The sequence below is a fragment of the Solitalea longa genome (assembly GCF_002920915.1).
Lineage (GTDB): Bacteria > Bacteroidota > Bacteroidia > Sphingobacteriales > Sphingobacteriaceae > Solitalea > Solitalea longa.
Map to the genome: position 1 here is coordinate 199803 of NZ_PQVF01000001.1, position 12893 is coordinate 212695.

Genomic DNA, 12893 nt, shown 5'->3' on the forward strand with positions numbered 1-12893 from the left:
ATAAAACCTTTTATCAATTCATCTTAATACAGCAATCTAAACTTAATGGTATGTTCGATTTTCTTTAAGGCCTTAATTACCTTTTTGTCATATTCGGTGTTTACGTCGGAAATAACGTAGCCTATCTGTTCATTGGTTTTTAAATATTGGGCTAAAATATTAATTCCATGGTCGGCCATAACGCTATTAATTTGCGCCATTATACCGGGAACGTTGTGGTGAATGTGGATCAGACGGTGTGCTTTTTTCTGTTGCGTTAACTGGATATTTGGGAAATTACAACTCAAATAGCTGGCTCCTGAATTTATGAAATCGGCCATACGCTTAGGAATAAACAAGCCGTTGTTCACATTATCTTTCCGGTCGTCAAAAACAGCGATACCCATTTTTGTACACAGTTCCAGATCGAGTTTATCTTTAGCATTGCCCAAATAACCAATGGTTTTGAGCGTAGTTGCACGTTTTAATTTTTCAAACTTAATGGTTTCTCCCTTGCCTAAAAGCATCATTCCAACATCACCTACATATTTCTCTTCAAAAGAAGCTTTATGCCTGATTGAGAATCCATCCTTTTTCAAGATAGCAATCGCTTCCTCAGTGATGTCGCCAATACATAAGCATAAAATCCGGTTTTTAGGATAGGAAATAGCCATTGGAAGGTTATTCACATACAGAAACTCATCGAAGCTAGGAAGCACATGGTCGGCGTTTTTAACAACACTCGAGCGTGAAATATTCTCGGTATAGGCAAAGAATTTTTTAATAAGCCCCGATTCTTTTAGCTGGAAATCTGAATACCCATCGCCAATACCATATAAATTACCTTCCCACTTTAATTGCTTTAAGAGTTTAACCTTACCTCCTTCTTGCGAAAGCGGATTAGTGGTATCGTAGCCAACAATAGTGCCTTTTGCATCAAATTCAAATGTGTTGGCGTATATATTTTCCGCAAGGATCTTATAATCGCTTACAACCGGTGTGATGAATTCTTTAAACCCACCCGAAACGATAAAAACCTCATCGGCGTGTTTTTCAAAGAATTTCTTGTTGCGTGAAAATGAAGAAGAAACTTTCTTTTTTAGAACTTTTACCAACTTATGCAAATGCTCTTCAGTAGCTCCCAATAACTTTACCCGTTCGCGTAAGCTGTCGGTAAACGACATCCGCCCGTCCATGGCTGCATTGGTATAATCTTCAATTTGTTTGAGGACTTTATCTTTATCAGGATGGCCCTTAAGCGAAATTTTTACTAATTCATCCAGCGCTTCAACCTGGGTAAAGGTGCTATCGAAATCAATGATGTATCGGTTCTTCAAAATAAATCGCGTATTATGTTAATGGATTTGTAAAAATCCATATTCATTTCGAATTTTTAAAAGAACCTTAGCATATTTTACAATATCCAACACAAAAACTGCTAACTTTTATTACGTTGTACAATGTCGGCAACACTTTGGCTAATGGGGGTAAACTGGAAGTTGATCGCTTTAACGATTTTGTTGTTGGAGTAAAATTGAGTAACAGGAGCGGATATGGCTGTATCTTTTGTTAGTGCGGGCTCTTTCCGTGTGAATAGTGATATGATCTTTGCCGCTCGCCAACCAATTGCAAGCTGCCACTTTTTAATATTAACTGTAGGTTCGGGTTTGTTGAGTTGTTTAGCAATTAATGAAAAAAGGGCCATGAAACTTAGATTGTCGGCGTTAATAATGTATCGTTGATTTTTGAGGTCCGATTCCATCAGCTTGATCATGCAAGCGCTCACATCCCTTACATCCACGTATCCACAGCCCCCATCCGAATAAAATTTATTTCCTTTATTCACCATTCCGAAAATCCGACCGCTGCCACGTTCCCAATCATCCATACCGATTATTATACTGGGATTAACAACTAGTGCGTTCAAACCCTCCGCAACACCCCGCCATACTTCATTTTCGCTTTCGTATTTACTAATTGCATACGCCGAATTGGTGGGACCATATTCAAATTTATGTTCTTCGGTAATTAGTTCACCCGGTTTGGTAAACCCCACTGCCGCAATTGAACTAACATGCATAAGCTTTTGTACACCTTTAGCCAAACAAGCATTCACCACATTGGCAGTGCCCTCTATATTGGTTTTATACATTTGAGCTTTGTACTTCGGATTAAGCGCTACCTTAGCTGCACAATGATAAACCTGGCTGATACCTTCCATAGCGTCTTCCAACGAAAAATAATCAAGCACATCACCATCAACCCACTCTATTGAAGCCACTTTTAGTTTTTCAGGAACCTTAGCCGAGGGACGCTTAATAGCCCGAACCTGTTTCCCTTGCTGTGTTAAATCGAGTGCAAGCTGTGAGCCTACAAAGCCTGTTGCGCCGGTGATTAGAATCATAAATTTGTGTTAGACTGCGAAAGTAAGAGAACAAGGTGATAATTAGAAATATGTGTGTTTAAACATTGTCAATTAAATATTCTCATTTCCTTTTTCCAAATTCCTTTGTTACTTTGTTGCTGCAAAAACCATAGTACTAAATGACCCTGTCCGACTTTCTTTCTCCCGTTAATATTGATTCTATCATTCCTGGCAATGGTTATGAAGCATTTAACCTTGGTACTCTTTTCAAAATTTATTCAAATGAAGGGGAGTTTCCGGAATTGGATGGTTTGAATATGGCCTTGATTGGCGTAGAGGAGGATCGATTGGCAGTTAACAATAGCGGGAGCGCACAGGCACCCGATAGAGTGCGCTCATTTTTGTATAAACTTACCGAAGGCAATTTTACCACCAACATTGCCGATTTAGGCAATATTAAACCAGGTGATACTGTTCGCGATACTTATGTAGCGGTTCGCATTGTTTGCGAAGAGCTGATGAAGCAGAATATTGTTCCCATCGTTTTAGGTGGGGGGCAGGACCTGACCTTTGCCCAGTATCTGGCTTATGAAGGACTTGAACAGCGCGTTGACTTAGTGGTTATTGATAATCAGTTTGATTTGGATGCCACTTCTGAGCAACATGAGAACTCGTCAAAATCTTATCTGAACAGCATTATCCTGCACGATCCTAATAACTTATTCAATTACAGTAATATTGGTTACCAAACCTATTTTATAAGCCAGGATAGTTTGTCGTTAATGGATAAGATGTATTTTGATACACATCGTTTAGGCGAGATCAATCAAAATATTCAAAATGCCGAACCAATTATCCGCAATGCCAATCTAATCAGTTTCGATGTTTCTGCCATACGTCAGAGTGATGCTCCAGGAAACGGCAATGTTTCTCCTAATGGCTTTTACGGTGAGGAGGCTTGCCAAATGTGCCGATATGCGGGCATGAGCGATAAACTCTTATCAATTGGCTTTTATGAGTTGAACCCCAAGTTTGATCAGTACGGCCAAACAGCTCATCTGGTAGCGCAAATGATCTGGTGTTTTATAGAAGGCTATTATAATCGCAAGCAGGATTATCCATTTAATCCGACGGATGAAATGACCAAATACCGTGCATTTTTAAGTAGTTCGAGTCATGAGGTGGTGTTTTACAAAAGCCCGAAGACCGGACGCTGGTGGATGCAGGTGCCTTTCCCGAACAATACTAAAAACGAACGTTTTTACCTGGTTCCCTGCAGTTATAGCGACTATCAGATGGCTAGTAATGGTGAAATGCCGGATCGTTGGTGGAGGACGTTCCAGAAGCTTATATAGTTTTTCTTTTAATCTCTATTCCAGCCCGACATTGATCCGGAGACAAGAAGAGCTGCTCCAAATAAAATGACGATAGCACTTACTATAATTGCCCACCATGCTATGGGGCTGGCAAAAATCCCTAAAAAAAGACCTACAACTCCAAGTCCCATTAAAATGGCACCTATGTAAGTTTTTGTTTTTTGAGACTTAGAGGGCGGGGGCACTGCCATAGCAGTTTGCTTAGCTTTCATCTTATAAACAACCTTATCATAAGCTTTGGGATACTTTGCTAAAATTTGAGTTAATGATTGATTGCTTGAATTGATATCGGGTGATTCCTTCTTTTTATCCGGCTTTGTTTGATAGGTGTTTTCTGAAGATTGTTCAGCATAAATTAGTGTGCTTTCAGCAACTTCTCCTTCTTTTAACCGTGTCGAATCATCTGGTTTTTCTATAGCTAGTACGTCCTGATGTATATTAGAATGTTGTTCTTTAGGTTGAGCCTTAACAAATTTAAGTTCTGAGGAACATGATGATAATCCTAAAAGGGCTGATGCGAGAATCCATGAGAGCAATTTCATATTAAAGGTTTTATAACCTTTAATTTAATCATTTTCTTTATACAGGCATAAAAAAAGCCCGCAGTTTGAACTGCGGGCTTAACAATATTTCTGTCAAAATAATTATTGTAAATCAAAACCAATATCCCGGCGGAAGTATTTGCCTTCAAATTTAATTGCTTGTGCATTCGTATTCGAAATGGCCAATGCCGAAGGAATATCTTGTCCTAATGTGGTAACAGCAATTACACGACCACCGGCAGTTACTACTTTTCCATCTTTTAGCTCTGTACCCGCGTGAAAAACAAAGCTGTTTTCGATACCTTCAAACCCACTTATTTCTTTACCTTTTTCATAATCGCCCGGATAGCCGCCCGAAACCAGCATAATGGTCGTTGCCGTTCGTTCGTCTACTTCAAATGTTTTTTCTGATAGATTTTCATGTGCAACGCCTAAGAAAAGCTCTACCAAATCCGATTTAATTCGTGGTAAAACGCTTTCTGTCTCCGGATCGCCCATGCGAACATTGTATTCAATTACATAAGGCTCACCGCCATCGTTCATCAGCCCAATAAAAATGAAACCTTTGTATGGAATATTATCTTTCTTCAATCCTTCAACAGTTGGAATAACAATGCGTTCTTCCACTTTTTTAATAAACTCTTCATTTGCAAAAGGAACAGGAGAGATTGAGCCCATTCCTCCGGTGTTTAAGCCTGCATCACCCTCGCCAATACGTTTATAGTCTTTTGCCGATGGAAGTAATTTATAACTCTTTCCATCTGTAAGAACAAAAACCGAAAGTTCGATACCTTTTAAAAACTGCTCGATAACCACTGTGCTACTTGCTGCGCCAAACTTTGCATCAGCCAGCATGGCGGTCAACTCATTTTTAGCATCTTCCAAGGTTTCACAAATTAAAACACCTTTTCCTGCTGCTAATCCGTCTGCCTTTAAAACAATTGGTAATGACTGAGTTTCCAGGTATTTTAAGCCTTCTTCCAATTGTGCAGCTGTAAAGCTTGCATAAGCTGCTGTTGGAATATTGTGGCGTTTCATAAACTGTTTCGAGAAATCTTTACTTCCCTCAAGTGTTGCTCCTAATTTTTGCGGTCCAATAACCGGAACCATTTTCAGTTGATCATCGGCTAAAAAGAAGTCGTGAACTCCTTTAACCAATGGGTCCTCCGGACCAACAACAACGAGCTCTATAGCATTATCAAGTACAAATTTTTTTATACCTTCAAAGTCGGTAGCTTTAATGTTAACATTTTGTCCGCATGAGGCAGTTCCTGCATTTCCCGGCGCAATGTACAATCGGCTGCAGTGTTTACTTTGAGAAATTTTCCAGGCAAAAGCGTGTTCACGGCCGCCTGATCCAAGAAGTAAAATATTCATATTTATAAAGAAGATCCCTTTTTGATATCGATAACTTGGCTAATGTTTGGCACAAAAGCCTAAAAACAGCTGGCAAAGATAGGAATTTGATTTTGGGGTTTAGCTATCAATTGAAATCACTGTTTTTAATATTTTATTGATTAGTAATTGGAGATCGAATTCATTTTAAATCAGATAAATACCCTTCCGGCTATTTCCTTAGAAAAACTTACTAGGAAACTATCTAAAGTTAACTTACGTAAAGGAACCCTGTTGTTTAATGCGGGAAAGATTGAATCGCATATTTATTTCATTGAAAAGGGAATAGCCCGAGCTTTTTGCTATTCGGCCCAAAGCGAGGTTACCTTTTGGTTTGGGAAGGAAGGCGATGTGGTTTTATCTTACAATAGCTATATTCATAATAAACCTGGATATGAAAGCATTGAGCTTTTGGAGGACTCCTCAGTTTATCAGCTAAAAATGACCGACTTGCAGACGCTTTTTAATGAAGATCTATTTATTGCCAACTGGGGACGAAAGCTTGCGGAATTTGAACTGGTGAAAACAGAAGAACGATTAATATCGCGACAGTTTAAAACTGCTGCAGAACGATATAAAGAGTTGATTGAGCAATGCCCTGAATTAATACAAAGGGTTCAGTTAGGTTACATTGCCTCTTATTTAGGTGTAACCCAGGTGACTTTAAGTCGGATCAGAGCCGAATTAAAATGATTTTTTATCATTTGTAAAAAGAATTGAAATAAACAGTTAAGATCTTTACAGCTCAAAAATTAAAACAAATGAATTGGGTTATCTTAATTATTGCCGGCTTATTTGAAGTAGGATTTGCCTCATGCTTGGGGAAGGCCAAGATATCTACAGGAAATACTGCTGTTGCCTGGTACGCAGGTTTCTTTGTTTGCCTGACCATAAGTATGGTTTTATTGGTGAAAGCTACACAAACACTGCCTATTGGAACCGCCTACGCCGTTTGGACAGGTGTTGGAGCTGTTGGGACCGTATTGATGGGCATCATTTTCTTTAACGAGCCTGCTGATTTTTGGCGCCTGTTTTTCATTACCACTTTAATTGCTTCAATTGTTGGATTAAAAGCCATGTCGGCTCATTAATCTAACATCGCACTATAGCATTAATCAATTGTTGTAATCCTTAGGAGTTAACCATGTACTTTAAGTTAAAAAACTTAATCGATTATAGGCTGTCTCTGCTTTTTTGATTTTTTTCTTGTAGTTTAAAACAAAGACTCTATATTTGCAGTCCCAAAATAAGGGGATTGGATCGGTAGTTCAGCTGGTTAGAATGCCGCCCTGTCACGGCGGAGGTCGCGGGTTCGAGTCCCGTCCGGTCCGCAGCTAAAATGGAAGCAGACGCTTCAAAACAGAAACAAATGGTTTCTGGTCAATTAAAAATCTTGGATCGGTAGTTCAGCTGGTTAGAATGCCGCCCTGTCACGGCGGAGGTCGCGGGTTCGAGTCCCGTCCGGTCCGCAGCTAAAATGGAAACAGACGCTTCAAAGCAGAAACAAATGGTTTCTGCATCAATTAAAAATCTTGGATCGGTAGTTCAGCTGGTTAGAATGCCGCCCTGTCACGGCGGAGGTCGCGGGTTCGAGTCCCGTCCGGTCCGCAAAAAGCTTCACACACGTGAGGCTTTTTTTGTTTAGAGCTTATTACCTCTAATAAATAGTAGAAAAACTGCATATCCCAATAACTTCGCTAGCCATCCGAATCTTCCATTTAACACTTATATCTGTTTGCCAGAGATACATTAACAGCAGTTTATTGAGTTTTTGTCGGTTCATAGTAAAGTACTATCGCGCCTCCACCAAAGGTTTTGGTATTGATGAGTTTAAGAATAGTTCTGTCGTTGATGTTTTCAAATAATGGCAAACCGCTCCCTGCAACCACAGGATGAATACAAAGCTGGAGTTCATCAATCAAATTAAATTTCATTAGTTGTATAATTAAACTCCGGCTGCCAACGAAAATGTCTTTTCCCGATTGTTGCTTGAGTTCTAAAACTTCTTCTTCAATAGGTCGATTTGCCAATCGGGCACTGTCCCATTCGGTATTTTTCAGCGTATATGAAAAAACAATTTTTGGAGTCTTGTCTATCGCTACAGCAAAGTCGTCCATTGATTTTTCACCCGAAGGCTTTTTTATCAGCGTTTGCCAGAATTGCATAAGCTGATAGGTTATTCTTCCGTATAAAATTGCACCTGCGTTATTTAACAGATCAGCGTAATGTTGATGTATTTCTTCATCTGGGATTCCTGCTGTATGGTCGCAATATCCGTCAATTGTCATATTGATGGCTCCAATGATCTTTCTCATAGTTGTTTTGATTTCTTAAAATAAGCGTCGTTTTGAACAAATCTAACAGGATTAAAGCTATACTTTTCATTCAAACTTGTTAAGGATTTCATTTCTAATTTGTTTTGTTACAAATAAATATCACTGTAGAAATTTAACAGGTGAAATTATTTGACTACCTTTGCGCCAAATTTTTGAAAGCACTTTTCAATGCAAAATATTAGAAACATTGCGATTATCGCACACGTTGACCACGGCAAAACTACATTGGTTGACAAGATTTTACACACTTGCTCCCTTTTCCGCGACAATCAGGAAACCGGCGAGTTAATACTTGATAATAACGACCTGGAGCGTGAGCGTGGTATCACCATCGTTTCTAAAAACGTTTCGGTTAATTATAAAGGCACCAAAATCAACATCATTGATACTCCGGGTCACGCCGACTTTGGTGGTGAGGTTGAGCGTGTATTGAAAATGGCAGATGGGGTGTTGTTATTAGTAGATGCCTTTGAAGGTCCTATGCCTCAAACTCGTTTCGTAACCCAAAAAGCTCTTGCGTTAGGCTTGAAACCAATTGTGGTTATCAATAAGGTAGATAAAGAAAACTGCCGTCCTGATGAAGTTCATGAAAAAGTATTTGAATTATTCTTCAATCTTGAGGCTACTGAAGAGCAGTTAGACTTTCCGACTATTTACGGTTCCTCTAAACAAGGTTGGATGAGCACAGACTATACTCAAAAAACTGAGGATATCCTGCCTTTATTAGATGCAGTAATTGAACACATTCCTGCTCCTCCTGTTTCTGAAGGAACATTGCAAATGCAAATCACTTCTTTAGATTTCTCTAAATTCGTTGGTCGTATTGCAATTGGTCGTATTGCACGTGGTACAGTTACAGAAAATCAGCCAGTTACCTTAATGAAAAAAGATGGCAAACTGGTAAGATCGCGTATTAAAGAACTTTACACATTCGAAGGTTTAGGCCGTATTCGCGTTGAGTCGGTTAAAGCGGGTGATATTTGTGCAGTTGTAGGTATTGACGGTTTTGATATTGGTGATACTATTGCTGATTTCGAAAATCCTGAAGCATTACCGGTAATGCACATTGATGAGCCTACCATGAACATGTTGTTCACTATAAATAACTCACCATTCTTTGGTAAAGAAGGTAAATTCGTTACTTCTCGTCACTTAATTGAGCGTTTAGAGAAGGAAATGGAGAAAAACCTTGCCTTAAAAGTTGAGCCTACTGCTTCAAATGATTCTTATTTAGTATTCGGTCGTGGTATTCTTCACTTATCGGTATTGATCGAAACTATGCGTCGCGAAGGTTATGAATTACAAGTTGGTCAGCCACAGGTAATCATCAAAGAAATTGATGGTGTTAAATGTGAGCCAATTGAAACCTTAATCGTTGACGTGCCTGCTGAAACTGCCGGTAAAGTAATTGAATTAGCAACCATGCGTAAAGGTGAGTTGTTAATTATGGAGCCAAAAGGTGATTTACAACACTTAGAGTTTGAAATCCCTTCACGTGGTATCATTGGATTGCGTAACAGTGTTTTAACTGCTACTGCTGGTGAGGCAATTATGGCGCACCGTTTCAAATCATACGAGCCTTGGAAGGGAGAGATCTCTCAACGTTCTGCAGGTGTATTGGTTTCTATGGATAAAGGCTCTTCAACAGCTTACCGTATCGATAAATTACAAGATCGTGGTATTTTCTTCGTTGATCCGGGAGAAGAAGTTTACGAGGGTATGATCATTGGTGAGCACAGTCGTGATTCAGACTTAACTGTAAACATTACTGAAGGTAAACAGTTAACCAACTTCCGTACAACTTCAAAAGATGATGCAACCCGTATTGCTCCGGCAACTAAGTTCTCATTGGAAGAAGCAATGGAATATATCCAGTCTGACGAGTATGTTGAGGTAACGCCTCAAAGCATGCGTTTACGTAAGATCATTTTGAGAGAAAATGAGCGCCTGGTAGCTGCTAAAAAGAAATCATAATTCTTACCAGGTAACAATACTTTAAAGGCCGCCCTGTCGTTTCGATAGGGCGGCCTTTTTTTTGAATACAATCCTTGCTTTTCATTGAGATAAGTTTTGTACTCATATTCGAAGCCATAGCCTCTGTGTGTTTTGTTGGATTGTCTACCTTTGACCCGATGCTGATTTAAAATTATGACCGAATATTATCAACAACAGTTAATTACTTCCAAAACCGAAATTGAAAGGTTTTCACAACTAATTAATCGCTTTTCTTTGTTTCGTTTGGGCGTTATTCTTGGTGGTTTATCACTATTGTTTTTATCATTCAAATTCGATAACCTCTTGCTAAGCGCTCTTATTGCTCTTTTCATTATTATTTTATTTGGATGGTTGGTTGTTAAACAAACAGGATTCGAAAAGCAAAGAGAGTATTTCACAGCTCGTAAAATGGTTTTGGAAAATGAACTAGATTCCATTGCGGATCGAGGAAATATTTATTCGGATGGAAAGGATTTTATCGATGATCATCATCAATACACTTCTGATCTTGATATTTTTGGTCCGAGCTCTTTGTTTCAGCTGCTAAACAGAGGCGCAACAAAACTGGGAGTTCATGAGCTTGGACATTGGCTTAAGTCTCCGGCTGAGGTCAGCGTGATCAATATCCGCCAGGAAGCCATAAAAGAACTTTCACAAAAAAAGGACTGGCGAATTCATTTTCAAACAGTCTTGGTGTTTAATTTAAAGCTTGATAATGATATTGTTTCCAACTTACATCACTATTTAAAACAGCCCATAGAGCAACATAAACGATTGAGATTGTATGTAAAAGCAGCTCCGTTTATATTTCTGTCTATTCTGATTTGCACATTACTGGTTCCGAAAACTTCCATTTTCTTACTGTTAATTAGCTTGATTCATGCAGGTTTAATAGTTAACAATCAACTCTATATTAATAAAACCGATGCATTGATAGGTAAAATTGGGAAAACGCTGGGCGCTTATGCCGAAGCCTTTAAAGCGATTGAAAATGAAACCTGGCAAAGCTCATTATGTGTTCATTTGACGGATAGCTTAACTACCGGAACAGCCAACAATATTTCGGCTTCTATTAAGCAATTATCGGAACTTATTAAAAAGCTCGATTATCGTTTGAATGTTTATGCCGCCATGGTTCTTAATGCTATTTTCCTATGGGATTTAAAACAGGTTTTTGCTGTTGAAGATTGGAAAGAATCTAATAAAGCTAATATTGATGAAGCCTTTCATGTTTTGGCAAAATTTGAGACATTAAACAGTTTAACATCTTTATGTGTCAATAATCCTGAATGGGTGTTTCCAACGGTTCAGGAATCGAAAAAATATTTGTTGGAGGGAAAAGAATTGGGTCATCCACTGATACCTAAAGCCTTAAGAATTCACAATGATTATTCACTAAATCATGAGTGTAAAATAGATATTATTACCGGTTCAAATATGGCCGGCAAAAGCACTTTTCTGCGAACAATCGGTATTAATACGGTAATGGCTTTGTGCGGAGCTCCTGTTTGTGCAAGAGCTATGCATATTTCGCCTGTTGAGTTAATTACTTATATGCGTATTCGCGACTCGCTGAATGAAAGCACCTCAACATTTAAAGCTGAACTAAACCGGTTACAAATGGTGCTCGATTTGGTCCCGAAAAAAGAAAACGCCTTCTTTTTAATCGACGAAATGCTTAGAGGCACAAATTCGGTGGATAAATACCGTGGTTCAAAGGCGGTGGTCGAAAAATTGGTAGCTTGTAAGGGTGTTGGGATTGTTGCAACGCACGATCTCCAGATCGCACATCTGATTCAGAAATATCCATCTTATATCCGTAACTATTATTTTGATATTGAGGTAAGAAATGGAACCATGCATTTCGATTATAAGTTGAAGGCCGGCGAATGTAAAACCTTTAATGCATCGCTGTTATTAAAGCAAATTGGCGTTGAAATAGACGAATAAAGTGATATATGCGAGCAATATCCGGTTCAATCTTCTGAAACACCATTTAGGGTTTATAAAAGAGTTTATTGCTGAAAAACCCGATAACTGGCAAACTAGTTTACTTGAACTGGGGAATCTTCATTTCGATATATATACCGGCAAACTAACTGTAAATTCAATATATGCCCAACTGATTGAAATTCTGCAAACAGCCGGAGTTTATAGTCAATTAAATTATGAAAGCTTTTTTGTCAATAAACGTTATAAACTTCTATCCCTTTCTGACGGTAGCAATTGGGTATTGCTGAGGGGAAACAATACTAGACAGTTTATTCATATTCACCCCGCACGTTTTGGTGAACATATTTACCGCAGCAGTGCAATCACCCTTAAAACAGTAATTGCATTAAATGTTTTGGGTTTTACTTCCGCAGAGCCTGATCTTAATACCATTAATCAAGTTCGCATAAGCCTGGGTGTTTCACCAATAGCCGATAAAGGAATGGGGTCGATAATAAGACTGATGAATCTTTTGAAGAACTATTGAGTTTATTGATGCGAACCTAGCCTGTGGATTGCTTTAATTAAAAATTGCAATCCTATTCTGCGAAAACATGAATAGGATTGTCTTACATGTTAGTAGAAAAGTGCAAAACACAAGAGAATAACCACCATAATTCCAATCCCGATAAAGTGTAAAGGAGGAACAGTGATCTTCGAACTTATTTCATGCTGAATTTCTGTAAGGTCTTGTGGAAAATAATTTTCTTCTAAAATCTCCTGACAATTCTTGCATTGTGCTATTGCTTTTTGTCCGATAGAGAATAATGGAATTTGAACAATGTGCGCGTAGGATGCATAGAATGACATCTGCATTTGTCCCGGATTACAACAATTATTGCAACTGTGCTCCGAAAGCGGAATAGAGCCAACGTAGGTATGGTGGCGTCCTAGTAGTAACATAACATAAGGT

The 12893-nt window shown here is 38.7% G+C and carries 12 protein-coding genes and 3 tRNA genes; 9 read left to right on the forward strand and 6 right to left on the reverse strand.

Annotated features, from left to right (window positions below):
* Nucleotides 1-23: 23 nt before the first annotated feature.
* Nucleotides 24-1316: an HAD-IB family phosphatase gene (locus C3K47_RS00930; protein ID WP_103787196.1), complete on the reverse strand. Its 1293-nt coding sequence runs from the start codon at nt 1314-1316 to the stop codon at nt 24-26.
* A gap of 101 nt (nt 1317-1417) precedes the next feature.
* The gene (locus C3K47_RS00935) at nt 1418-2383 is read right to left on the reverse strand and encodes an NAD-dependent epimerase/dehydratase family protein (protein WP_103787197.1); all 966 of its coding nucleotides are present in this window, start codon (nt 2381-2383) and stop codon (nt 1418-1420) included.
* A gap of 140 nt (nt 2384-2523) precedes the next feature.
* Here C3K47_RS00935 and C3K47_RS00940 point away from each other — a divergent pair, with 140 nt between their 5' ends.
* On the forward strand, nt 2524-3699 hold the full coding sequence (locus C3K47_RS00940; RefSeq protein ID WP_103787198.1) for a formimidoylglutamase: 1176 nt from the start codon (nt 2524-2526) through the stop codon (nt 3697-3699).
* A gap of 8 nt (nt 3700-3707) precedes the next feature.
* On the opposite strand, the gene C3K47_RS00945 is transcribed toward C3K47_RS00940, so the two are convergent.
* Nucleotides 3708-4262: a DUF308 domain-containing protein gene (locus C3K47_RS00945; protein WP_103787199.1), complete on the reverse strand. Its 555-nt coding sequence runs from the start codon at nt 4260-4262 to the stop codon at nt 3708-3710.
* A 102-nt stretch (nt 4263-4364) separates the two neighbouring features.
* Nucleotides 4365-5639, reverse strand: coding sequence for a phosphoribosylamine--glycine ligase (gene purD / locus C3K47_RS00950; protein ID WP_103787200.1), 1275 nt, complete (start codon nt 5637-5639; stop codon nt 4365-4367).
* A 147-nt stretch (nt 5640-5786) separates the two neighbouring features.
* On the opposite strand from purD, the gene C3K47_RS00955 reads away from it, so the two are divergent.
* The 5 genes from C3K47_RS00955 to C3K47_RS00975 all read left to right on the forward strand — a co-directional run bounded on the left by C3K47_RS00955 (nt 5787) and on the right by C3K47_RS00975 (nt 7265).
* A complete protein-coding gene (locus C3K47_RS00955; protein ID WP_103787201.1) occupies nt 5787-6350 on the forward strand; it encodes a Crp/Fnr family transcriptional regulator in 564 nt (187 codons plus the stop codon).
* Between the two features lie 68 nt (nt 6351-6418).
* Complete coding sequence (locus C3K47_RS00960; protein WP_103787202.1) at nt 6419-6748, forward strand: DMT family transporter; 330 nt, start codon at nt 6419-6421, stop codon at nt 6746-6748.
* A 166-nt stretch (nt 6749-6914) separates the two neighbouring features.
* Nucleotides 6915-6988 (forward strand) — tRNA-Asp (locus C3K47_RS00965).
* Nucleotides 6989-7052: 64 nt separating this feature from the next.
* Nucleotides 7053-7126, forward strand: a tRNA-Asp gene (locus tag C3K47_RS00970).
* Between the two features lie 65 nt (nt 7127-7191).
* Nucleotides 7192-7265 (forward strand) — tRNA-Asp (locus C3K47_RS00975).
* A 152-nt stretch (nt 7266-7417) separates the two neighbouring features.
* Here C3K47_RS00975 and C3K47_RS00980 read toward each other — a convergent pair.
* Complete coding sequence (locus tag C3K47_RS00980) at nt 7418-7972, reverse strand: dihydrofolate reductase family protein (protein ID WP_103787203.1); 555 nt, start codon at nt 7970-7972, stop codon at nt 7418-7420.
* Nucleotides 7973-8161: 189 nt separating this feature from the next.
* Here C3K47_RS00980 and typA point away from each other — a divergent pair, with 189 nt between their 5' ends.
* The 3 genes from typA (at nt 8162) to C3K47_RS00995 (ending at nt 12467) form a co-directional block, all read left to right on the forward strand.
* Nucleotides 8162-9967 (forward strand): translational GTPase TypA, encoded by a 1806-nt coding sequence (gene typA / locus C3K47_RS00985; RefSeq protein ID WP_103787204.1) that lies wholly within the window; start codon nt 8162-8164, stop codon nt 9965-9967.
* 174 nt (nt 9968-10141) lie between these two features.
* Nucleotides 10142-11938: a MutS-related protein gene (locus tag C3K47_RS00990; RefSeq protein ID WP_103787205.1), complete on the forward strand. Its 1797-nt coding sequence runs from the start codon at nt 10142-10144 to the stop codon at nt 11936-11938.
* A gap of 1 nt (nt 11939) precedes the next feature.
* The gene (locus C3K47_RS00995; RefSeq protein ID WP_103787206.1) at nt 11940-12467 is read left to right on the forward strand and encodes a hypothetical protein; all 528 of its coding nucleotides are present in this window, start codon (nt 11940-11942) and stop codon (nt 12465-12467) included.
* Between the two features lie 89 nt (nt 12468-12556).
* Here C3K47_RS00995 and C3K47_RS01000 read toward each other — a convergent pair whose 3' ends face one another.
* Nucleotides 12557-12883: a hypothetical protein gene (locus C3K47_RS01000; protein ID WP_103787207.1), complete on the reverse strand. Its 327-nt coding sequence runs from the start codon at nt 12881-12883 to the stop codon at nt 12557-12559.
* Nucleotides 12884-12893: the final 10 nt, after the last annotated feature.